This window comes from Actinomadura madurae (genome assembly GCF_047130825.1).
Taxonomy (GTDB): Bacteria; Actinomycetota; Actinomycetes; order Streptosporangiales; family Streptosporangiaceae; genus Spirillospora; species Spirillospora madurae.
Genome location: NZ_CP083237.1, coordinates 2,132,772 through 2,154,930, shown reverse-complemented (window position 1 = coordinate 2,154,930; position 22,159 = coordinate 2,132,772). Strand labels below are relative to the sequence as shown.

Sequence of the window (22,159 nt, the reverse complement as noted above, 5' to 3'; positions counted from 1 at the left end):
CGGGCTTTTGGCACGCTAACCACCGGCGCCTGACATCTGCCTGTCACGAGTTTGCGGGACATGTCCGCTGGTCCCGGGCGCGGCGAGACTGGGGCCGCGATGGACCGGTGGTCCCGCGGCCATCGGACCGTCGCCACCGGACCGTCGGGACGCCACCTCGGAGGAGTTGCGATGGGAAGACCTGATCCGATCGCCATCATCGGCATGGCAGGCCGGTTTCCCGCCGCGAACGATATCCACGAGTTCCGTGACAACGTGTTCGCCGGCCGGGACTGCCTCACGACCCTGTCGGCCGACGAGCTGCGCGCCCACGGGGTCGACCAGGAGCGGCTCGACGCCCCCGACTACGTCCGGCGGCGTCCACTGCTCGACGAGGCCGACTCGTTCGACGCGGGCTACTTCGGGCTGACCCGGCGGGAGGCGCAGATCCGCGACCCGCAGCATCGCCTCTTCCTGGAGACCGCGCATGCCGCGCTCGAGCATGCGGGCTACGACTCGACGACCTACGACGGCCACATCGGCCTCTACGCCGGCGCCAACGTGAACCGCTACCGGTACGACCACGTGGACCGGCGGCCCGACCTGGTCGACATGGTCGGGGACGCGGCCGTCGATCTCGGCAACTTCCCGGACTACCTGGCCACCTTCACGGCGTACAGGCTCGGGTTGCGCGGCCCGAGCATGACGGTCCTGACGGCGTGCTCGACGTCCCTCGTCTGCGTGCACGAGGCCTGCAAGTCGATCCGGGCCGGCGACTGCGAGATGGCGATCGCCGGCGGGGTGGACGTCGAGTTCCCGGTCGGCCGGGGGTACTTTCCGATACCGGGCGGCATCCTGGCCAGGGACGGAGTGTGCCGCCCGTTCGACGAGAGCGCGAGCGGCACGAACTTCGGCAGCGGGGTCGGCGCGGTGCTGCTCAAGCCCCTGCCGGCCGCCATCGCCGACCGGGACACCGTGTACGCGGTCATCCGGGGTTCGGGCATCAACAATGACGGTGACAGGAAGGTCGGTTTCGCCGCTCCCAGCATCGCCGGCCAGTCCGAGTGCATCCAGCGCGCGCTGCGCACCGCCGAAGTCGATCCACGCACCATCTCCTACGTGGAGGCGCACGGCACGGCCACGCCGGTCGGCGATCCCATCGAGATCGCCGGCCTGGTGGACGCCTTCCGGGCGGTCGGCGGGGACGATCTGCCGCACCAGTACTGCGCGATCGGCTCGGTCAAGTCGAACATCGGTCACCTCGGTCAGGCCGCCGGCGTGGCCGGCCTGATCAAGACCGTGCTGGCCCTGCACCACCGGCGCATCCCGGCCAGCGTCAACGTGGACGCGGTGACCACCCGCGTGGACTGGGCCCGGTCACCGTTCGCCGTGGCGACGAAGACCGTGCCATGGCCGGCCGAGGACGGGTGGCCGCGGCGGGCGGCGGTCAGTTCCTTCGGGTTCGGCGGCACGAACGCGCATCTCGTGCTCGAAGAGGCACCGCCCGCGCAGGCGCCCGCGCGGGATCGCCGGAGCACCGAGGTGATCTTGTGGTCGGCGGTCGACGAGGCGGTCCTCGACCGGCAGCGGGGCCGGCTGGCCGCCTACTTCGACTCGCTGGCCGAACGGGACTTCCCGGACGCCGCGCACTCGCTGCGGGTGGGGCGCACCGCGAAACCGGTGCGCGCCGCCCTGCTCGCCGCCGACGCGGGGGACGCCGCCGCGGGTCTGCGGAACCGGGCCCGCGTGCTCCGGCCGGACGGAGTCGGGCGGCGGGTCGCGTTCGCCTTTCCCGGGCCGGATGCGCCGCGGCCGGCGGCGTTCCGCGACCTGTACGCGAGCGAGCCGAGCTTCCGCGCCGGCGCGGACGCGGCCTTTGACGTGCTGGAGCCGTTGCTGGACATCGATCTGCGCGCCCTGTGGGCGAAGGGCGACGCGGCGGCACTCGCCGAGCCGGTCGCGGCGCTGCCGCTGCTGTACGTGCTGGAGTACACACTGGCGAACTGCCTGATCCACTGGGGCGTCCGGCCGGACGTCCTGTTCGGGCACGGGTTCGGCGAGTTCGTGGCGGGCGCGGTGGCCGGAGTGCTCGACTTCGAGCCCGGGCTGCGCGCTGTGGCCGCGCTCGCGCGGCTGACCGAGGACGCGCCCCGCGGGGAGGCGCTCATGGCCGCCGCGGGTCCCGAGGAGGTGCTCGCCGCGGTCACCGGCGGTGTGGCGGTCACCGCCGTCAACGCGCCGCGACAGGTGGAGATCTCCGGCCCGGCGGACGCCATCGCCGCGGCGGCGGACCGGTTGACCGCGAACCATGTCCCGACCCGCCGCCTGCACCGCGCGCATGCCATGCGCGGACCGGCGATGGCCGGCGTCGCGCGGCGCTGGCCGGCGATGCTGGCCGAGCTCGGACCGAATCCACCGCGCCTGCCGGTGGTGTCCGGGACGAGCGGTTCGGAGATCACCGCGGAGCAGGCGGCGTCCGCCGAGTTCTGGGCGCGCCTGCTCGTGGACCCGGTCGACTTCGACGCCGCGGCGGCCGAGGTGCTCGGCGCGGGCCCGGCCACCGTGGTCGAGGTCGGACCGGACCGGACCCTCGGTGCCCTGCTCGGCCAACGCGGCGACCTGCGCCGTCGGCGGTCCCGGGTCCTGCAGTTCACTGGAACGGGCGGCGGCGAGCACACCGATCTCGATGGCGTCCTCGTGCGGCTGTGGCTCGACGGTGAGCCGGTCGGCTACTGGCGCCACCTCGGGCGGCGCGGCTACCGCAGGATCGCGGCACCGGGCTATCCGTACGACCGGCGGCGGTTCTGGGTCGACGTCCCCATCGACCCGGATGGCTGAGCCCGTGCTGTCGGTGACCGTCGTCGACCAGGTCGAGCCGATCACGGCCGGGTTCACCGAGGGACCGGCCTCGCACCCGCACGTGGCCGGCGAGCTGCTCCGGGTCGAGCGGCTGTACGCGGCGCAGGGCGGCGAGGTGCGGTACGTGGTCGCGACGGATCGAGGCGGCCGGCTCCGCGGGCTGCTTCCCGTGTACCCGGTGCCGCGGCGGAGCGGCTCGGCGGTCGACCCGGCGGAGCTGTTCGGGCCCGTCGGCGCGCGATGGGAGCAGGCCGTGTGCCTCGGCTCGCTCGGTACGTTGCCCAATGCGGTGACCGCCTGCGGCCCCGACCGGGTCGAGGTGCTGCGCGCCCTGTTCGAGCGCGGCGTCGAGCTCGCGGCCGCCGACGGGGCGGACTTCGTGTGCGTCCCGCAGCTCGAGGACGAGATCGCTCCGGCGGTCGCGGCGGTGCTGCCCGCGCGGTCCATCGCGCGGAGCACGTCCTGCGATGCGATCGTCGACGTCACGTTCACCTCGTTCGACGGGTACGTCGCGTCGCTTCCCGCCCGGCGGCGGCAGTTCCGGCGGGAGCGGCGCCGGTTCGCGGCGTCGCCGCTGCGGCTGTTCGAGGTGCCCCTGGTCGACGCCGTCCGCGAGCTGGCACCGCTGCTGCACAACGTGGAACGCAAGTACGGCAGCCGGGATGCGCTGGAGGTCCACGAGATCTACCTGCTGACCACGGGGCTGGCGATGCGAAGTTCGAGCACGACACTGGTCGCCTGCCGCGGGCGGACGCCGGTGGCCTTCTCGGTGATCTGGGAACAGGGGCCGGACTGGTCGGTGCGCTGCTGGGGCTGCGACTACGAGCTGACCAGCGGGACGTGCGCGTACTTCAACCTTGTGTTCTACGAACCGCTCATACGGGCGGCCGAGCGCGGCGTGCGATCGGTGAACTTCGGCACCGAGGCGCTAGAGCCCAAGCGGCAGCGCGGTGCCCGGCTGCGCCGGTTGACCACGCTCGGTGCGGCGGCGGACTCGTGGACCGTTCGGAGGGCGTCCGCGGTCACCGGCTGAGCGGTGAGCGCTGGGGGAGTCGCGCTGGAGCGTTGACTCATGCGGATGCTCCGGTGTAGTTCCGGATCCCCACCCTGAAGATCCACCGGGTGAAGGCGACGAAGGCGACCGCGACGGCGAACTCGCCGAGCAGCGTGTACCCCGACAGCCTCGACAGGAGCGCGTCGGCGGGCAGGGAGACCGACAGCCCGATCGGTACGACGAAGGTCAGGGCCGCCCGGAGCCAGCCGGGGTAGATGGTCATCGGCCAGCGGCCGGCCTGGTACACGTACTGGAACAGCTCGGCGATCTCCTCTGTGCGCACGAACCAGAACGACGTCGTGACCAGGGAGAACAGGAAGCAGTAGAGGATGACGGTGCCGAGGAGGAGCGCGACGCAGAACATCACGACGTCGGTGACCCGGATCTGCGCCGGCAGGAGCGTCGTCGCCCAGGCGATGACACCGAGCCCGAAGAGGACGTCGATGCCCTGCCACAGGTCCACCGCGCGGCTGCTGACCCACAGCTGGGTGTCCACGGGCTTGGCCAGGACGAAGTCGAAGCCACCTTCGCGTACGTCCTCGACCAGCCTGGCGAACACCGGCCGGACGATCATCCGGAGGAGCCCGCCGACGAGCGTGAAGACGCCGAAGAGGACCAGTAGCTGAGGTCTGCTCCAGCCTTCGAGGTCGTCGACATGGCTGAACACGAGGTCGATCGTGATGACGCCGATGACCAGCGCGAGCACGTTCTGCAGCAGTTGCACGGCGAGGTTGGCGCGGTACTGCAGCTCGTTGAGCAGTTGCACGCGGAGCATCAGCAGCGCCAACCGCGGGGCCCTCATGTCCCCACCGCCGTGTGCCGGCGGACCGCGGAGCGCCACATGAGCGCGACCGCGCCGCTACCCGCGGCCGCCCACAACGCCTGCATGCCGAGCCCGGCGAGCAGCTCCCGCGCCGGCAGATCGGCGACGAGCGACTCGACGGGGAATCCGAACACCCACCGGAACGGGAGGAACTCCGCGATGTCCGCGAGCCACGGCGGCAGCAGCGAGAGGGGCACGAGCCGGCCGGACAGGAGCAGCTCAAGGACGAGGAACAGGTCGAATGCCGCGCTAGCCCGGGTGGTCCAGAAGGTGGTCATGCCGAGCAGCCACAGGTACAGCGTGCGCAGCAGGAACGCGCCCCATAGGGCGAGGACGAAGACCACGAGCTCGACCGCGGTCACCGTCAGCTCCGGTCGGAACACCAGGGCCAGCGCGGCGGTGACCGGGAGCCACAGGACGATGGTGACGAGTTTCTCGCCCCCCTTCTCGGCGATGTCGGCATGGATCGGATGCATCGGCCGCAGGAGCGCGGCGGCGAAGGACCCACTGCGGATCCGGCCCTCGAATTCGTACGGGCTGAACGTCAGGGTCATGTTGCGCACCAGGGCCAGCACGACGAAGTAGGCGGCGATCTCGCGGTGGGTCCACGCTCCGACGGAGCCACCGCCGGCCGCGGCGACCGCCTGCCAGAGCATGAGGTAGATGACGCTCTCGGTAGCGATGATGGCTATCAGCAGGTAGTTGGTGACCCGGTACTGCAAAACCTTGCTCGCCGACACGGCGACGGACTTTCGATAGAAGCCGGCCCGCGCGCGCACGCGCGCCGCGACCCGGGTCATCGCCGTCCCCGGTTGGCGAATATCGTCGCGATCAGATCCTCGATCGGCGGGTCCGATATGGACAGGTCGACGACCGGGTGGTTGGCGAGCAGGTGCCAGGTTGCCGCAGCGATGTCGTGTTTCGGTATCCGGAGCCGGACCCGGCCCGGCTCGACCCGGGTGACCAGGCCGTACCTCGACAGGTCCGCGGGCCCGTTCAGGATGACGTCGACCTCCTTCATCGACCCGAACCGGGCACCGACGCCGGCCAATCGGTCGTCCAGCAGGATGCGCCCGCCATCGATGATGATCACGCGGCGGCACAGCGCCTCGATGTCGGCCATGTAATGACTGGTCATGAGCACCGTCGCGCCATGCCGTGCGGCGTAGCCGCCCACGAAGGCCCGGATCCGCCGCTGCATCACGATGTCGAGGCCGAGCGTCGGCTCGTCCAGGAACAGCACCGCCGGCCGGTGCAGCAACGAGCCGGTGAACTCGACCTTCATCCGCTCGCCCAGCGACAGGTTGCGCACCGGCTTGCGCAGCAGGGGGCCGATCTCCAGAGCCTCGACCAGCTCATCGCGGATGCGCCGGTAGTCCCGGTGCGGGATCCGGTAGACGGCACGGTTGAGCTCGAACGAGTCGTCGACCGGCAGGTCCCATTGCAGCTGGTTGCGGTTTCCCGCGACCAGAGTGATCTTCGTCAGGTAGTCGGGGCGCCGCCGGGCCGGTACGTGACCGAGGACCCGCACCTGGCCCCCGGTGGGATGCAGCAGGCCGGTGAGAAGCTTCAGCGTCGTGGTCTTGCCGGCACCGTTCGGGCCGAGGAACCCGACGATCTCTCCGGCATGGATGTCGAAGGAGACCCCGTCCACCGCGAGGACCCGGCGGGTGCGGCGGCGTACCACGCCGGCGATGGCCGCGCCGAGGCCGGCGTCGCGTACCGGGACGGTGAATGACCTACGAAGATCTCGAACGGTGATCGCCGGGCCGCCGCCGGACGCCGTGCCGCGCGGCAGCGGTGTCCACCGGCCTTCCTGAATCTCGTTCACAGGCTGTACCGCTCGCAACGTCGATGGTTTGCCGAACGTGCCCATTTTCCGGGCCGCGCCTGCCCGTCACCTGTCACCTGTTCGCGGGGCAGCGGGCCGCCAGGTCCCGGATAACGGTGACTTGTCGCGGTTTCGTACTACGTCCATCATCTGGTGATCGTGGCTATGGACACCGTGACCTCGGCACCGTCGGCCGCGCCGGGCGCCGGGCTGGTCGACCTCGACCGCGGGTGGTCGATGTGGCCGCTGGCCGCGCTGCGCTCGGCGGGCCTGCCGTACGACCGGCTCGCCCCGCTGGCGGCCGCCGCCGAACTGGCGATGCCTCCGGGAGCCGAGCGCGACGCGGCACTGCGCGCCCGCTCGCGTACGGCGGTCGACCGCCTGCTCCTGGACGGCGTCCTGCTGAGAGCCCTGGCGTGGCAGAACCCGCCCGCGATGGACAACTGGGTCGGCGACTACGTTCGCGCGCTGGCGCAGGGCGAACGCCCCCGCCTGTCCAGGATGGATCGACGGGATGCGCTGATCGCCCGCTATGCGCAGCGCTACTGCGCCAAGAACGACACCATCGGGTTCTTCGGCCCGGTGTCCTGGGCGCGGTGGTCGCCCGGCACGACCTCGGTGTCCGGCGGCTTCGGCGTCCGGCGGTCCGGGGTCTTCTTCGAGGTGTGGGCGATCGAGGCGATCGCCGCGGCCTGGGCCGCCGACCCCGCGCTGCGCCGCCACCTTCCCGTCCGGCTGAACCCGTCCTGCTCGCTGGTGGACGGGTCGATTCTCCGGCCGCACCGGCCCCCGGTGCCGCTGGACCCGGCGGTGGCCGAGATCGTGGGGGTGCTGGGGGAGGTTCGATCCGTCGGTGAGGTGAAGTCGCGCTTCGGACCCGCCGCGGTCGCGGCGCTGGACCGGCTGGCCGGCGCGGGGATAGTGCGGATCGGGTTCCGTGTTCCGCTCGACGCCCACCCCGAGCGGCATCTCCGCGACCAGGTGCGCGCGCTGCCCGACGACTGTGCCGAGCGCGACCTGTTGCTGTCCACACTGGACTCCCTGGACGCGGACCGCCGCGCAGTGGCCTCGGCGAGCGGCGCCATGGCGTTGCACGAGCGGCTCGCCCGACTCCGCACGCGGGTGGCGGCATGCGGCGGTGACCGTGCCGTCACCGTGCCGCGGCGGACGTCGGGGGGCCGGACCCCGGTCTACCTCGACTGCCGCCGCGATCTCGACGTCGAGCTGGGCGCGGAGCTGCTGGACGGTCTGGCGGCCCCGCTCGGCATCCTGCTCGACAGCGCGAGGTGGCTGGCGGGCCAGGTGGGAGAGACCGTCGAGGAGGAGTTGGGCCGGCGGTACCGCAAGCTGCGTTCCGGCTCTGCCCGCGTTTCGCTCGCCGACCTTCAGTTCGCCTCCGCCGACGTGCTGGCGCAGGGGAACGACCTGCTGGACCCGGTCGTGGCGGACTTCCAACTGCGCTGGGCGCAGATCCTGTCCGACGGCGCGGCCGGCGTCGAACTCGACGTGGGGGAGGCCAGACGCCGCGCCGACACGCTGTTCCCCGCGAGCGGGCGGCTGTGGGCCGCCGCGCTGACCCATAGCCCCGACCTGATGCTGCGCCGCGCCGGTGGTGGCGCGAGGTGGGTCCTCGGCGAACTGCACGTCGCCCTCAACACTTTGGAGAGCCGGGTCTTCCGCACGCAGGCCGACGACGAGTCGGAGCTGGTGGCGCTCGTCGCGGACACACCACCGGGACGTGTCATGCCCGTCTACCCCAACTCGTCGCCAGAAGTCGGACCGCGCACCTACCCGCCGCCCGCGCTGGACCCGCCTGGCCGGTACCGCTACTGGTCGTACGGTGCCGACGACGGCCACCCGTCCGGTGCGGGCAGCACGCCGGCGACCGCGCTGTCGGTGACCGAGGCCGGCGGGCGGCTGATGGCCACGGCGGAGCGGGACGGCTGGGCCGCGCCGGTGCTCGAATGCTTCGGCGAGTTCGTCACCGCGCTCGTGGTCAACCTGTTCCGGCTGCGGCCGCCGAGCCGGTTCGCGCCCAGGGTGGCCCTGGGGGACCTGGTCGTGTGCCGGCGGAGCTGGCGGTTCCGGGCCGGCGAGTTCGGGACTCCGGCGCGGCGGCGCGAGGATCCGGGACACGACCGGATGCGCGCCTTCGCCGAACAGGCGCGCATGCCGCGGCACGTCTTCGTGCGGACCCCGGCGGCGGCCAAACCGTTCCATGTGGACTTCGCGGCCCCGCTGCTCGTGGACAATCTGGCCAGGGCGATCCGCGGCGCGGCGCCCGACGCGCCGATCGACCTGGTGGAGATGCTGCCCGCGCCGGACGAGCTGTGGTTGCGCGACGGAAGCGGTGCGCGCTACACCTCCGAGTTCAGGGTCGTCGCGGTCGATCGGCCCCGGGACCGGGCGTGATCGGGTGCCCAGCCGATACTGCGCAGCCGGCGCACCCTGGCCCCGCGCCGGGTCTTGGCCTCGATCGTTCCGGTTCCGACGTACAACCGCCGCGCGTCGGCCGCGTCGGCCCGGATGATCGGCTCGTAGTACATGAGGTTGAAGTAGACCGCCGCCTCGCGGACCAGCGGATGCGTGTCGTCACATCCCCAGACCCGCGTACGCCACACGGAGCCGAGATCCCACAGGGTGGTGAACGCGATGGGCCGGTCGGCCACGGACGCCACCAGCGCGGTGCCGCGGTCGCCCATGGCTTGTGCCGTGGTGCGCAGGTACAGCCGTTGCAGCTCCGGCCGGGGCGGCACCCCGTACCGGCTTTCCACTCCGGTCAGGTAGGGCTCCAGGTGGACGACCTCCGCCGGCGGCAGCTCGCGCAGGGTGACGCGGGACTCCCGGAACAGCCGGCGTTCCCGGCGGATGTGGGATCGGCGCTGCCTGGGCAGCGACATGACGTACTCGTCGAACGAGCCGTACCGGAGGTCGAAGTAGGCCTCCTCGCGTTCCCCGCTGAACTCGGGATCCGCTCCCAGACATGGTCGGACCGCGGCGTGCTGCGCGTCGCTCAGATGCGGGAAGCAGACCAGGTCAGGTGAGTGGCGGACACTGATGGCGACTGCCTCCTCGACCAGCGCGGCCGCCGTGTCCGGCGTGCATACCAGGCTGTTCGGCGCGGTGGCGTCCGACCCGATCAACATCATCGACCGCCACGCGGGGTCGGTCTCCTCCTGGAACAATCGCGCGACGGTCTCTTCAGGCAGCGCGGACCGGGATGTCGGGTACAGCGGCAGCAGACCGTGCACGCCCGAGCGGGTGCGCGCGGTCAGGTACATGGTGGTCATGGAGCTGAACCGCCGCAGGCGCTCGACCCGTTCCAGCTCGCGCAGATTCTGATCGGCCACGGGCAGCTCGGAGTGCCGGGCGCGCAGTTGTGCGATGGACGTGTGCAGTTCGACGACCGGTGGCATCCGGCCTCACACGAACCGGGGACCGGTCAGCCAGCCGAGCAACGTGTAGCGGGCGCCGGCGGTCACGTGGGTGACACGGTGGCCCTGGAACGCGGGGAAGACGACCGCTTGGCCGATCTTCTGGTCGATCGGCTCCGCCTCCAGGATCTGGAGCTCGCCGCCCTGGTAACCGTCGTTGAGCGGCATCGAGAAGGCCAGCTTGCTCGCGTCGGCGTCCGTGTAGTCGGTGTGCCAGTCGTGGCGGTAGCCGGGCAGATACCGCGCGACGCGCAACGGCTGGTGCCAGCCGTCGAGGGCCAATCCCCAGCACTCGTCGTTCACGTCCGCGAGGAAGCGCAGCGTCCGCTCGTGGAGGTCGTCGAAGTGCGTCCGGAGATCGAAGATGCTCTGCCGCACCACGTGCCCGACCGCGTCCTCCGGAACCTCGTAGTCGACCCACAGGTCGAACGCGTCCGCCGTGTACAGGAGCTCGCGGCACTCCTCCCGCGTCATCAGCTCGCGTTGGACGTACATCGGGAACGAACGTGCCGATTGCGACACATTCTGCATTTTTCCTCGTTTCATCGCTTCTTCTCATCGTGTCCGGGCCGGTCCGGTGCGGGCACGTCGCCGAATTCGGGGACACCTCGCCGGAGCTCATCGCAGGCTCGCGGCCGCCCACTCGTCGCGGCCGAGCGCGAACGCCATGTCGACGTGACCGATCGACGCGCTCGGGGACACCGCGACCCCGTATCCACGCGCCTCGCCCAGGGCCCATGCGTCCTCCGGGTGCACGGACTCGGTCCGGACGACCCGCCGCCGGATCCGGCCGAGCGTCTCGTGCTCGGCGGCGGCGTCGATCTCCTCGGCGAGCCGCACGGCGTGGCAGGTGCGCGCGTCCGGAACCGATCGCAAGACCAGGCTCTCCACCCGATCGTCGAGGCAGGCCGTCAGCGTCTCGAGTGGCGAGGGCCCTTCCGGCCGCCAGTCGAGCCGCCGCTCCGCCGCCCGGGCGTCCCGCCCGGTGGCGGACAGCAGAGCGTCGAACCTGAACCTGTTCATCACGGTCGGTGCTCGTCCCCGCCGGACCAGGGTGCGCACGGAGAACCCGGGCCCCAGGCTGCTCGCGATCCGGTCCAGGTCGGCATGGGCGAGGTGCAGCTCGGTGGTCCGCGCCATGGCCGCCCGCACCGATCGCCGAAACTCCCCGGCGGTCGTTTCGGCCGGGCCGCCGGTCGCCAGCTTCATCACCTGGCACGTACGGGACAGGTCGCGGTTGACGATGTCGCCGAGGAAGAACGCCCCGTCCGGGGCCAGCGCGCGGGTCGCACTGCCGATGACCTCGTAGAGATGCTCGACACTCGGCAGGTACTGGATCACGGAGTTGAGCAGGACCAGGTCGAAGGGACCGGTGATCCGGCCGACCGAGCGCGCGTCGGCGTGCAGCAGCTCGACGGCGGCCAATGCGGGGTCGGCGCTGGTCAGCCTCCGTGCGCGCTCGATCGCCTCAAGCGAGAAGTCAAGGCCCAGATAGCGGTCGCGGCGTGCGGCCAGCCGGCTCATGATCAGACCGGCGCCGCACCCGATGTCGAGCACGCGCCGCGGCGACAGCGCGTCGAGACGCCGGACCGTGGTGTCCACCCACTCCCGCATGTGCTGCGGAGGTATCGACGTCGGCGTGTCGTGGTTGAACCAGCCGGCCGTGTTGAACCCGTCCTCGGCGTTCGCGCCCGAGAACCGGTAGGTGGTCTCCCAGTAGCCCTGCCAGCCCTGCGCGGACTCGGCCCCCGTTCCATCCGACGCCGCCGCGGTGGGCGCCGGGCGGCCGCCGGGCGGCGGTACGACTCCTCGTGATCGGAGCACCTCCGCGATCCGGCGCGGAGTGCGCAACGCGAACAGCAGCTCGACGGTGAGGTTCGATCCGAGCCACTGGTTCAGCAGCGACACGATCTCGACCGCATCGTCCACCGTCAGGCCGACCTGGACCATGGTGACGTCGGCATGGACCGCGCCGGGGTCCACCACCGCGGACCACACGTCGAGCACCGCACGGACAAGGTCGTCCACGTCCGGCGCCGGCGTGCCGGACGCCGCCTTCCGGAGGTCGCTCACCGCTGCGCCCTCCTCGTGCCGGTCGCCGTGAGCCCGCTGACGCACCCGGGATGCCGCTGCGGTACCGCCCGGCTGAGGCTCGCGGGGCCGCTCATGAGGGAACGAGGTCTTCCGCTCGCCGTACCGCCGCCATGGCGTGGAACACGTCCTCCTCGGCTTCCGGGCAGTGCAGGATCACCGTGGTGACGCCCAGCCGCAAATACTGCAGGAGGATTTCCGCGACCTCTTCGTAGTTGCCGACCAGGTACGGACAGAACTCGTGCACCAGGCGGAACGGACGTAGCCAGTACGCCCCGGCGGCGTCCGACGGGCGGCCGGAGGCCTTCCACAGGTCGCTGTGCCAGTCGGCGTCGAAGTTGCCCGCCGTGAACTCGCGCATCGTCCGGCCGGCCGGATTCTCGGGATAGCGCCGGAGGGCGATGCGCCAGGCCTCGGCGCTCGTCTCCCTCGCGATGATGCCGATACGGATTCCCGTGCTGCCGGACGGGACGGAGCCGCCGTCGTACTCCGACGGCGGGTGCGGGTAGGTGAGCCTCGTGGCGTCGAGCGCGGCCGCCGTCCTCACGGCGGCCGGCGAGTTCCCCGCGACGAAGATCCGCGGTGCCAACCCCTCCGGCAAGGCGGGGCGCAGTGTCGCACCGATGAACTCGTAGTGCTTCCCGCGGTGCGTGTAAGACTGCTCGCCGCCGAGGAGCCTGCCCATGATCGTGCCGTATTCGAGCAGCCGCTCGTAGCGTTCGTCGTGCTTGAGGAAGCTGCCGTAGGCGTTCAGTTCCGGCAGGTAGCCTCCGGTGATCAGGTTCAGGTCGACCCTGCGCCCGTAGAGGGTGCCCATGGTGGTGACCAATCGGGCCGCGCTGTACGGGTGCAGGTATGCGGGCTGTACCGCGACGAGCGGCACGAGTTCCTCGGTCCGTTCGACGATGTACTGGGCCGCCGCCCACGGGTCGATCGACTCGCCGTCGGTGAACAGCAGCAGGCCGCGTACGCCGGCCCGCTCCGCCCACTTCGGCACCTCGTTGAGGTGGTCGAGGCCGTCCGGCGTTCGCTCTCGCACCCATGGTGCGGTGCAGTACAGGGTGACCATCTGAGCTCCTGGAAGTCGGTGGGCCAGGTCGGGATTCAGTCCAGGAAGCAGTCCTCGACGGTCTGCGCGAACTCGTCGACGGACGCGCCGATCGGCTGCGGTACAGGCACGCATCCGCTCGTCCGGTACTCACCGAGCCGATCCTGGATCTCTTCTCGGCTCCCGATCAATGACAAGACCTCCGGGTCGTGCTTCCCATTGATGTCCAGGACGTATCGGTAGTAGGGCAGCATCCGGTAAGACGTCACGTACTTCGCCCACTGGGCCCGGTGCTCCGCCACCTCGCTTCCGCTGTAAGCAGGGAGATTGACGAGCACGCGGAATTCGTCCGCGCTCTTGCCGAATTCGGCGCACGCCTCATGCACGGCGGGCATGACGTGCTCCCGGATGTAGCGGGGCGAGCACAGCAGAAGGAGAATTCCGTCGCAGAACTCGACGGCGAGCCGGATCATCTGCGGCCGGAGCGCGGCGAGGTAGAACGGCACCGGCAGGCGCGGACTGGTGTACTGCGCGTGGGCGGTGAAGACCTCGCCGTCCCAGTCGACCGATCCGGTCGTGGTCAGCTCCCGCACGATGGACAGGTACTCGCGCATTACCCGGATGGGCGGTCCCTGTTTGTAGCCGAGCACGAACTCGTTGATGAACTGGTGGCTGAAGCCGAGGCCGAGCATGTAACGGCCGCCGGACACTTCCGCCAGGCTGGCCGCCGACTGGGCCATCGACACCGGATGGCGGCCATACACCGGCAGCACGGCGGTGCCCACCCTGATGGTGGGGGCGGCATTCAGGTAGGCGGCGGCGAAAACGGTCGCGTCCCGCTGATCCGGCTGCTGCTCGAGCCAGATCTCGTCGACGCCGATATGGTCGGCGGTCTGGACCCGTTTGATCAGCTCGCCGGCGCTGAAATACCGCGGCGAGACGATGAGCGGCCGTCGCGCGAACGTCATGTCGCATCACTTCCCGCGATTTCCTCGGGGCTGGGACCCGGTATCGATCTTGAAAGGGCTGGCTCCCCAGTTTCACCGAAGCGACCGCCGGCTCCGATCCGCGCGCGCTGGCAGGAAACGGTCGGCAGCTTGCTGCCACCGGCCGCCTGTGGACATCGGGCGAGGAGAAGCGGGCGACCATCATGACCAGAGCATCTGCCGCCGATCGTGAAAGCCCTGCCACCAGACCGTGTCCGGTAAATCTCGGGCGAGGTCGCGCAGCCAGGACTTGACGTAGGCGGGGGAGCCGCCCGCGACCGGGCGCCCGCCTGCCGTGCCACGCCGTTTGCGCCATTTCTGCTGATCGGTCTTCTCCGAGATGAACGCCTTGATGTCCCGGCAGCCCGGACGGGCGCGGATGTGGACCTGGCCGAGCACCGGCGACGACCTCGCGCCGTCGAATCGTCGGCCCGGGTGAGGTCAGCCGTTTTCCGGCTTCCGATGTCCTTCGAGCTCGGCGGCCAGTTGCCGGATGGTGGGGGCGGCGAACACGCGTTTCACCGACAGTGGCGTCTGGAAGTATTCCGACATGCGGTGCACCAGCCGGACCGCGATCACCGAGTTGCCACCGAGATCGAGAAAGCTGTCGTCAAGGCCCACCGCCGCCACCCCGAGCGCCTCCTGCCAAAGCCGGGCCAGGGCGCGCTCCGCCGCCGATTCGGGCGCCTGGTGGGGCGTCGCGAGGTGCCGGCGGTCGACCGCGGCCGATTCCGGTTTCGGCTCACTCGCCATCACGGCCGACGTTGGCTGGTGCGCGCGCCGCTCTCGCTCGGCCGGATCTCCCGGCGATACGACCACCTGCGGCCCCACGCCGCTGCCGAGGATGATCCGCAGCGCCCCTGCGTCTCCCGAGAGAGGACCTCGGCTCGGGACCGATCCGGGCAGGGTGGTGTACGCCGTCCGATCCGGCCAGTTGATGGAGACCACATGGCGGCCGGACGCCCACTGCGCCTGGGCGTATGCATCCATGACCGAATTCGCGCCGGCATGAGCGGTCTGCACGTAGTCGTCGGCGATCTCCGCTCGTGACGAGTGGAGTACAAGAAGCTTCGGGTGGAACACCTCGTCAGCCACGTACATTCCGGTCACCCTTGTTGCGAACACCCTTTCGGCCGCCTCGCGGGTGCGGGCTTCCGGCCGGCCGCCGCGGGCGATCCCGGCAAGGTGGAACACCCCGTCCACCGGGCCGTGCTCGCGCATGGCGGCCCCGCGTACCTCGTGCATGCGCGCTTCGTCCGTGACATCTCCGGAACAGACGAGAACGGCGCCGCCCGCCTCTTCCACCGCATGAACGCCACGGATCCGCCGCACGGTCGACTCATCGTCGCCGCTCGCAAGGAGCCGCGGCCATTCCGAGCGATTCGGCAAGCTCGTGCGGTCGAGCAGTACCAGCCGCGCACGCACGGCGTGGGCGAGCTGCCGAGCAAGCTCCAGTCCGAGTTCCCCCAACCCTCCGGTGATGACGTACACACCGCGCTCCCGCAGTACACCGTTGCCGGTTGGGCTCAACCGGAGAGCGGAGTGGGCAGGGACCCATCTCTTCCGGCCGCGAAAGGCGACCTGCCGTTCGAACGTCGGTGCGGTGAGTTCCTCGAACAGTCGGGCGCCGAGGATCTCGGGGTGGCCGGACCCGACGTCCAGGCTCTGACAGGCGGCCGAGGCGAGCTCCGGCGAGCCCGCGGTGACCAGCCCCAGGACGCTCGACTTCGCGGGCTCCACGCGCCCGTCGCCGGCCACGTCCTGCGCGGCGCTCGTGATCACGGAGACGCGGGCCGTGAGCGTGGTGCTCGACAGTGCCGCCTCCCGCATCACGTGCAGCGCGCTGAACAGACCTTCGTCGAGCAGCCTGCGAGCATATGCCTGCTCGCTCACGTCCTTCGGCCGGTTCCCCAAGCCCCAGGCATGGACGGCCCGTACGCGGGTGTATCCGGCGTCCACCAGGTCAGTGATTATCCGAGCGTGGTCGGAGCGTTGATCAACGCGAATCGTGTAGCGGCCATCCGTTTCCGCCGTGAACTCGGTCCCGGGCTCGACGACGATCACATTCTGTCCGGTATCGCGCAGTCGGCGGATCAGCTCGCCGGCGACCGGCTCCGCCCGGAGCCGGAAGACCACCCATGCCTTGTGCCGGTCGGCGGCGGGAAGCGGCGCCGGTTCCGGTGGCGGCGTCTCCCGCCAGGTGGGGACGTGGATCGGCCCGCCGTCATCGGTCGCCTGGGAGTCGTCTTCATCCGCCTCGACCCAGAATCGCCGCCGCTCATACGGATAGGTGGGCAGGGGAACGCGCCCTGGCCGGTCGTCCGACCAGAACCGCTCCCAGTCGACCGACGCTCTGGCCTCCCATAGCCGGCCGATCGCTTCCAAGAACACGGCGGGATCGTCGCGATCGTCCGATGCGCGACGCATGGCGGACACGACCGTCGGTTCCGGGCCCGCCTCCGGGACGGCGTGTGCGCGGACGAGGTCGCCGAGCGCCCGCCCGGGTCCGACTTCGGTGAAGACGTATGTCCCCTTGTCCACGAGCAGGCGAAGCATCTGCGTGAAGCGCACGCGGCCGCGCAACTGGCGGACCCAGTACTCCGGGTCCGTGGCTTCCTCGGCGGTGATCCAGGTGCCGGTGACGTTCGACTGGAACGGCTTGTGCGGCGGTCTCAGGCGGACGGCGCGGACGCGCTCGCGGAAGGCTTCGAGGACCGGATGCGGCAGCGGTGAATGAAGGGCATGCGACGTCGGAAGAGAGTGGCTTGCGATCCCTCTCCGGGTCAGCGCCTCCCGCAATCGCCGCACGTCGTCGTGCGGTCCGGAGGCCACGCACACCTCGGGTGCGTTGACCGCCGCGATGGCCACGTTCGCCGGAAGCAGCGGCCGGAGCGCTTCTTCGCTCGCCAGCACCGTGAGCATGGAGCCGCCGGGCAGCGACGGGACAAGTGAGCCTTGATCTGCGACCAGCCGGATGGCGTCGTCGGCGTCCATCACTCCGGCGAGGCAGGCCGCCACGTATTCTCCGACGCCGTGCCCGGCCATCGCGGACGCTTCGATCCCGCGGCTTTCCAGCAGCCGGGCGAGCGCGTACTCCACCGCGAAGAGGGCCGGTTGAGCCGCCGAGGCCCTGGCGAGCCGGGCCGCCGCTTGCTCATCGTCCGCTTCGGGGAACAGCAGTCCGGCCAGGTCCAGGCCGTGCGACTCGGCGAGGAGGGCGGAGAACCGATCGATGTGAGCGGCGAAATCCGGCTCGTCCTCGTAGAGGCCCCGGGCCATCCCGGGATACTGCGTGCCCTGCCCGGGAAAGAGGAACACGACCTCATGCCCGCCGGCTCGGGCCACCGTGGTCGCCGTGCGGCCCGGGCTACCGTCGCGCAGGCGGGCGACGGCCTCCGCGGTGTCCCGCGCGATCAGCACTCGTCGAGCGGCGCGGTCCGCGCGCCCGACGTTGAGCGTGTAAGCGATGTCGGCGAGGTCGCCGGACGCACCGGCCAGGTGCCCGGCCAGCTCGCGCTCGGATGCCTCCAGCGCCGAGGCGGTGTGGGCGGACAGCGTCAACAGCCGGTACGGTCGCGGCCGCCGCGCCCGTGGGCGGGCGCCCGGCGGCTCCTCGAGAATGACGTGCGCGTTCGTGCCGCCGACACCGAAGGCGCTGACCCCCGCGCGTCGCCGGTCGCCGTCGCCGCGCCACTTGGTGAGCGTGTCGACCACGTAGAAGGCGCTCGACTCGAAATCGATCTGAGGGTTCGGCTCGGTGAAATTGAGGCTCGCGGGGAGCAGGCCTTCGCCGACGCATTTCACGGTCTTGATCAGGCCGCAGACGCCGGCCGCGGCTCCGAGGTGGCCGACATTGCCCTTCACCGAGGCCAGGCCACGGGGTGCGCCCCGCGCGCCGTCACGCCGGTAGGCGCGGTCCAGGGCCGCCACCTCGATCGGATCGCTCACCATCGAGCCGGTGCCGTGCGCCTCGACGAAGCCGACGCCGGCCGGCTCGATTCCCGAGGCGGCGAGCGCGGCATCGATGACGGCCGCCTGGCCGTCGACGGCAGGGGCCATGAGCGCGGTCTTTCCCGAGCCGTCGTTGTTCACCGCCGAACCGGCGATGACCGCGTGGATCGTGTCGCGGTCGGCGAGCGCATCGCTCAGCCGGCGGATCGCCACGGCTCCGGCCCCGGAGCCGAACACCGTGCCGTTCGCGTTGGCGTCGAAGGGGCGCACCGTCCCATCCGGGGAGAAGAACCCGGCGCCCGCGGTGTAGAAGTAGCCGCCGACCGGGAGCCGGATCTCCACGCCGCCGGCCAGCGCGATCTCGCACTGCCCGCTGCGAAGCGCCTCACAGGCCATGTGAACCGCCACCAGCGATGTCGAGCAGGCGGTGACCACATTGAGCGCCGGCCCACGCAGGTCGAGCCGGTACGCCACGCCCGTCGCGAGGTAGTCGAGGTGGTTCGCGAAAAGTACGCGCGCCTCTCCCACCGCCTCCATGAAGGCCCGGTTGGCGAGGACATTCTGCGTCAGGTACTCGTTGTGGCGGGCTCCCGCGTAGAGGCCGACCCGGCCGCCGAAGGCACCCGGATCGTAGCCCGCGTGCTGCAACGCGGTGTGGCAGATCTCCAGGAACACTCGATGCTGGGGATCGAGCATCTCGGCGTCTCGCGGCCCCACCCCGAAGAAGTCCGCGTCGAACAGCTCCATGTCATCAAGGACCGAGGCGGCCTTCACATAGTCCGGATCCCGGATATATTCGTCCGGAACTCCGGCCGCATGCAGTCGGTCATCGCTCAGCGTGGAGATCGACGCGACGCCGCCGGTGAGATTCTTCCAGAACTCGTCCACATCGCGAGCACCGGGAAAACGGCATGCCATGCCGATCACAGCAAACGCGTCCCGTGTGCGATCGACCACGTGCGCTCAACCTCCAGTTTCAGTGAACGAAATGATCCGCCATGCGGAGTCCGCAGGGGTGACGACGGATTCGCCGTCGCCACCCCTGCGGCGCAGCGGCTAGGGCCGTGCGTAGAGGTGGGAGAATTCTGCGTCCTCAGCATTCTCCACGGCGTCGTACTCTGCATTCTCCGCTTCGTCGCTGATGTTCCAGGACTGCGAGTTCAGTTCGACGCTGCGCTTGCTGTCGCCCATACTGTCACCTCCTTCCCAGGGTTTGTCCGACCCGCGAGTGGCCGGAGCAGATTCAGCCCGCAGGCTGAAAAATGTGCGTGCTCTGCGCGACGACAAAGTCCATGTGGGCGCCGGTTATGCCCTCGCCGAAGCCGATGTGCAGGGGGCCGGCCCCCTCGTTGAGCTGCGAGTTCACCTTCCAGTTCACCTGGGGCAGCACGGCCTGGTTGGTGCCGATCCCCAGTTCCATGGCCTGCAGCCCGAGCTCCGGGTTCGTCACCTCGCGGAGCGCCTCGGTGAAGTCCTTTCCACCGGCTTGGAGGCTGGTCAGCACGTTCGCCTCCATCCGCAGAACCAGCGGGGCGCGTTCGACCAGCTCGGCACGGAGCCGCTCCGCGGCTCGGATCCTCGCGTCGCCTTGCTGCGTGAAACGCGGATGGCGTGCCACGAGCGCACCTGCGGCGACGACGGTGCCCTCGATCGTGAATGGACTCGGCCGGCCGGACAGAGGCCTGTTGTTCAGCGCGAGCTCGCAGTAACTCCCCACCCCGACCCACTGCCCGACGTCAATGGCCGGTTCGGGCAGGGCGTCGATGCTCATGCTGTCGGCCAGGGAGCAGACGATGTGCGTCCGCTGCTGACCCGGCTTGCGGTTCGCCGTCCCCGCGCGTCCCGGCTCGTCTCCGCCTTCATCAAGGGCCCCGTCGTGGAACACGAGTCGGCCGGCCTGCTCTTGCAGGTTCTCGATCCAGTATCGGGAGTTCTGGCAGGCCGTGGCGTAATCGGTCGCCATGGTGAGCTTCTGGGTGTACAGAGCCGCTTCGAGGGACGCGTCGAAGCTGGCGATCGGGACGGTGAGGACCCGGAACTCGCGGAACATTCGCCTGAGCTTGACGCTGACGAGGCTGTGCCGCAGGAACAGGACCACATTGGCTCCCGGCGGAATCGTTTCCACCTCGGCGAGCGGCACGTGTTCCAGACCGTAGTACCCGGCTGCGATCCCGACCCATTCGTCATCGGTCACCGCGTATATCCGACCGTCGCCGGGAAAGATCTGACGAAGATTGCCGTGGCCGCCGTTGGCGTATCTGCCGGCCGATGCGCGGTCCTGCTGCTGCATGCTCCACCTACTCCTGCCGCAACGTGATGGGATGACTCTCCAGATATTCGTCGAGAAGTTTTCTCGCCTCGTCCTTCTCTTCGGTAGGCACGGTTTCCGAGGCGGGCATCATGGAATAGTACTCATCGCGGAGGATCGAGCCGATAACGGCGTCGTAGTACGTCCCGTCGATGAAGTGGTAATCGCGGAGTATTCCCTCAATCTGCATGAATCCGGAACAGAAGTTATGGATGGCCCCCTTGTTGTACAGGCCACACGTGAACTCCACTCGATGCGCGTTCTTCGAATTGAAGAGTATGTCCACGAGAAGCATGACCGACTCCACGCCGAATCCCATGCCCCACATCTCGGCGTCGCCGATCATCGACCCGACGACGAAGTTGCCCGGAGCCCCGATGTTCCGGTAGCTGACCGTGCCGATGGCTTGGCCCTCGCGCGTCCGCACGATCAGGAACGTGTCCTTGACCTGCTTGGTGAACTCCTTGAATTCACTCGGACTCATGAACTGCCTCGTGCCGGACGCATAGACCCAGCTCGGCGACGACGACCACGTCGACAGCAGCTCGTAGTCGTCTTCGAAGATGGGCGTCAGCGCTACCGAGTAATTTGCCTTCATGACACTCCGAATTTCCTCATCCCGATGCAGGGGGTCAAGTAGACGGTGAGTTTCGCTATTGCCGGGCGTCCGGTGCGCCATGTTCAGGTGACGCCGGATATATTGATCCTCCATCCCGAATCAGCTGACCGGGCGCATCGGGGCCTGCCGCGCCCACCCGCACGCCGGCCTGGAACCGGCTCACCGCGTCCAGATCGCGGAGCACCATGGCGATATGCCGGCGGCAGGTGCGGACGGAAATGCCCAGCCGGCGGGCGACCGCCTCGTCGGTGAGCCCGTCGGTGAGCAGCCGGACGATGGCGCGGTGCAGGTCGTCGGCGACCTCGTGGTAGCCGATCTCTTTGGCGGAGTAGGGCTCCGCCGCGCTCCAGGTGGCTTCGACGAGGTCGAGAAGGAGTTGGACGGCGGACTCGTTGCGGATGGCCACCCCGAACGTTCCCGCCCGGTCCGGCCGGTGCAGCAGGAAGGCGACACTCGCGTCGAAGACCATGAGCTGCCGGGACAGCTCGCCGGTGGTCCGCACCTCGGCGCCCGCTCTGATCAAGGGGTCCAGCCGCGAGCGGGTGCGGATGTCGGTTCTGACCGAGTGCTGCAGGAGCATGCGGACGTGGACGCCGCGGTCGAGCATCGCCGAGCCGCCGGGCACCAGCCGCCGGACGTCCGCCTCTCGAACCCCCGGGTAGTGGTTCGGGTGGAACGCGACAAATCCGGACGTGCAGCGCACGGCCGCCAGGTGGAGGCGACCGGCGAGCTCGTCGGGACTGCGCAGTTCCTCGATGTCCGTGCCGGCGCCGGCGCGCCTGGTCGACTCGTACTGCGGCCGGAACACGCTGAGCTGCCGCCGGATCCTGTTGATCGTCGCGGTACGCCGCCTGACCTCCTCGTCGATGGGCGAGATCAGCGTGGCGGTGGCGACCTCCGGGTCGACCGGCACCAACCAGGTCTGGTCGGCTCCGTCGTCCACCCGCAACAGGTGCAGCCCGGTGAGGGTTTCGACCGCGGAACGGACGGCGGCCGGCGCCATGCCGAACTCGGCCGCGATGGCGTCCTCGTCGGCGCGGATCCGCCCCCGCCGCAGCGCGTGTGCGTAGACCACGCGCGCCTCCGGATCGGGGTGATCTGGTCGATCCCGGTGCGGGCCGCCGTCGGCGGGCGCGTGGGGGATCGTCAGCACTTCGAGTTCGTTCATGACCACCG

Annotated in this window: 17 protein-coding genes; 3 read left to right on the top strand and 14 right to left on the bottom strand. The window is 70.1% G+C overall.

Features of this window, described 5'->3' with window-relative positions; translation table 11 throughout:
- The first annotated feature begins 171 nt into the window (after positions 1–171).
- Complete coding sequence (locus K8Z49_RS10035; RefSeq protein WP_021595033.1) at positions 172–2,817, top strand: type I polyketide synthase; 2,646 nt, start codon at positions 172–174, stop codon at positions 2,815–2,817.
- Entirely contained in the window at positions 2,810–3,871 is a 1,062-nt protein-coding gene (locus K8Z49_RS10030; protein ID WP_412518321.1) for a hypothetical protein, read from the top strand. The genes K8Z49_RS10035 and K8Z49_RS10030 overlap by 8 nt, the downstream gene beginning before the upstream one ends.
- Before the next feature lie 37 nt (positions 3,872–3,908).
- Here the strand turns inward: K8Z49_RS10030 and K8Z49_RS10025 are convergent, their stop codons facing one another.
- Genes K8Z49_RS10025 through K8Z49_RS10015 form a run of 3 tightly spaced genes read right to left on the bottom strand, consistent with a single transcriptional unit; the run spans position 3,909 to position 6,546 of the window.
- Positions 3,909–4,694, bottom strand: a complete 786-nt coding sequence (locus K8Z49_RS10025; RefSeq protein ID WP_024935938.1) for an ABC transporter permease — start codon at positions 4,692–4,694, stop codon at positions 3,909–3,911.
- Positions 4,691–5,515 carry an ABC transporter permease gene (locus K8Z49_RS10020; protein ID WP_021595036.1) on the bottom strand — a complete coding sequence of 275 codons (825 nt, stop codon included), beginning with the start codon at positions 5,513–5,515 and terminating at the stop codon, positions 4,691–4,693. The genes K8Z49_RS10025 and K8Z49_RS10020 overlap by 4 nt, the downstream gene beginning before the upstream one ends.
- Positions 5,512–6,546 carry an ABC transporter ATP-binding protein gene (locus K8Z49_RS10015; RefSeq protein WP_021595037.1) on the bottom strand — a complete coding sequence of 345 codons (1,035 nt, stop codon included), beginning with the start codon at positions 6,544–6,546 and terminating at the stop codon, positions 5,512–5,514. The genes K8Z49_RS10020 and K8Z49_RS10015 overlap by 4 nt, the downstream gene beginning before the upstream one ends.
- A gap of 165 nt (positions 6,547–6,711) precedes the next feature.
- Here K8Z49_RS10015 and K8Z49_RS10010 point away from each other — a divergent pair, with 165 nt between their 5' ends.
- Positions 6,712–8,958 (top strand): lantibiotic dehydratase, encoded by a 2,247-nt coding sequence (locus K8Z49_RS10010; RefSeq protein WP_021595038.1) that lies wholly within the window; start codon positions 6,712–6,714, stop codon positions 8,956–8,958.
- On the opposite strand, the gene K8Z49_RS10005 is transcribed toward K8Z49_RS10010, so the two are convergent.
- The 11 genes from K8Z49_RS10005 to K8Z49_RS09955 form a co-directional block, all read right to left on the bottom strand.
- Positions 8,904–9,962, bottom strand: a complete 1,059-nt coding sequence (locus K8Z49_RS10005; RefSeq protein ID WP_021595039.1) for a peptidogalycan biosysnthesis protein — start codon at positions 9,960–9,962, stop codon at positions 8,904–8,906. The two genes, K8Z49_RS10010 and K8Z49_RS10005, sit on opposite strands and share 55 nt — an antisense overlap.
- A 6-nt stretch (positions 9,963–9,968) precedes the next feature.
- Positions 9,969–10,475 (bottom strand): 2OG-Fe(II) oxygenase, encoded by a 507-nt coding sequence (locus tag K8Z49_RS10000; protein WP_075022013.1) that lies wholly within the window; start codon positions 10,473–10,475, stop codon positions 9,969–9,971.
- Positions 10,476–10,598: 123 nt separating this feature from the next.
- Complete coding sequence (locus tag K8Z49_RS09995) at positions 10,599–12,053, bottom strand: methyltransferase domain-containing protein (protein ID WP_412518317.1); 1,455 nt, start codon at positions 12,051–12,053, stop codon at positions 10,599–10,601.
- A 91-nt stretch (positions 12,054–12,144) separates the two neighbouring features.
- A complete protein-coding gene (locus tag K8Z49_RS09990) occupies positions 12,145–13,140 on the bottom strand; it encodes an LLM class flavin-dependent oxidoreductase (protein ID WP_021595042.1) in 996 nt (331 codons plus the stop codon).
- Positions 13,141–13,175: 35 nt separating this feature from the next.
- Positions 13,176–14,087, bottom strand: a complete 912-nt coding sequence (locus K8Z49_RS09985; RefSeq protein ID WP_111831363.1) for an LLM class flavin-dependent oxidoreductase — start codon at positions 14,085–14,087, stop codon at positions 13,176–13,178.
- Positions 14,088–14,267: 180 nt separating this feature from the next.
- Complete coding sequence (locus K8Z49_RS09980; protein ID WP_412518315.1) at positions 14,268–14,504, bottom strand: hypothetical protein; 237 nt, start codon at positions 14,502–14,504, stop codon at positions 14,268–14,270.
- Positions 14,505–14,546: 42 nt separating this feature from the next.
- Complete coding sequence (locus tag K8Z49_RS09975; RefSeq protein WP_412518313.1) at positions 14,547–19,013, bottom strand: SDR family NAD(P)-dependent oxidoreductase; 4,467 nt, start codon at positions 19,011–19,013, stop codon at positions 14,547–14,549.
- 99 nt (positions 19,014–19,112) lie between these two features.
- A complete protein-coding gene (locus K8Z49_RS09970) occupies positions 19,113–19,247 on the bottom strand; it encodes a hypothetical protein (protein WP_021595046.1) in 135 nt (44 codons plus the stop codon).
- 52 nt (positions 19,248–19,299) lie between these two features.
- A complete protein-coding gene (locus K8Z49_RS09965; RefSeq protein WP_021595047.1) occupies positions 19,300–20,346 on the bottom strand; it encodes a hypothetical protein in 1,047 nt (348 codons plus the stop codon).
- 7 nt (positions 20,347–20,353) lie between these two features.
- On the bottom strand, positions 20,354–20,962 hold the full coding sequence (locus K8Z49_RS09960; protein WP_021595048.1) for a GNAT family N-acetyltransferase: 609 nt from the start codon (positions 20,960–20,962) through the stop codon (positions 20,354–20,356).
- 55 nt (positions 20,963–21,017) lie between these two features.
- Positions 21,018–22,151 carry a helix-turn-helix transcriptional regulator gene (locus K8Z49_RS09955; protein ID WP_021595049.1) on the bottom strand — a complete coding sequence of 378 codons (1,134 nt, stop codon included), beginning with the start codon at positions 22,149–22,151 and terminating at the stop codon, positions 21,018–21,020.
- Positions 22,152–22,159 lie beyond the last annotated feature (8 nt).

Excerpts from the sequence above, each read along its gene's own strand:
- K8Z49_RS10005 (WP_021595039.1), bottom strand. The coding sequence starts at position 9,962 with ATGCCACCGGTCGTCGAACTGCACACGTCCATCGCACAACTGCGCGCC.
- K8Z49_RS10000 (WP_075022013.1), bottom strand. The coding sequence starts at position 10,475 with ATGTACGTCCAACGCGAGCTGATGACGCGGGAGGAGTGCCGCGAGCTC.
- K8Z49_RS09960 (WP_021595048.1), bottom strand. The coding sequence starts at position 20,962 with ATGAAGGCAAATTACTCGGTAGCGCTGACGCCCATCTTCGAAGACGAC.
- K8Z49_RS09965 (WP_021595047.1), bottom strand. The coding sequence starts at position 20,346 with ATGCAGCAGCAGGACCGCGCATCGGCCGGCAGATACGCCAACGGCGGC.
- K8Z49_RS10010 (WP_021595038.1), top strand. The coding sequence starts at position 6,712 with ATGGACACCGTGACCTCGGCACCGTCGGCCGCGCCGGGCGCCGGGCTG.
- K8Z49_RS10030 (WP_412518321.1), top strand. The coding sequence starts at position 2,810 with ATGGCTGAGCCCGTGCTGTCGGTGACCGTCGTCGACCAGGTCGAGCCG.
- K8Z49_RS09990 (WP_021595042.1), bottom strand. The coding sequence starts at position 13,140 with ATGGTCACCCTGTACTGCACCGCACCATGGGTGCGAGAGCGAACGCCG.
- K8Z49_RS10020 (WP_021595036.1), bottom strand. The coding sequence starts at position 5,515 with ATGACCCGGGTCGCGGCGCGCGTGCGCGCGCGGGCCGGCTTCTATCGA.
- K8Z49_RS09955 (WP_021595049.1), bottom strand. The coding sequence starts at position 22,151 with ATGAACGAACTCGAAGTGCTGACGATCCCCCACGCGCCCGCCGACGGC.
- K8Z49_RS10035 (WP_021595033.1), top strand. The coding sequence starts at position 172 with ATGGGAAGACCTGATCCGATCGCCATCATCGGCATGGCAGGCCGGTTT.
- K8Z49_RS09970 (WP_021595046.1), bottom strand. The coding sequence starts at position 19,247 with ATGGGCGACAGCAAGCGCAGCGTCGAACTGAACTCGCAGTCCTGGAAC.
- K8Z49_RS09985 (WP_111831363.1), bottom strand. The coding sequence starts at position 14,087 with ATGACGTTCGCGCGACGGCCGCTCATCGTCTCGCCGCGGTATTTCAGC.
- K8Z49_RS10025 (WP_024935938.1), bottom strand. The coding sequence starts at position 4,694 with ATGAGGGCCCCGCGGTTGGCGCTGCTGATGCTCCGCGTGCAACTGCTC.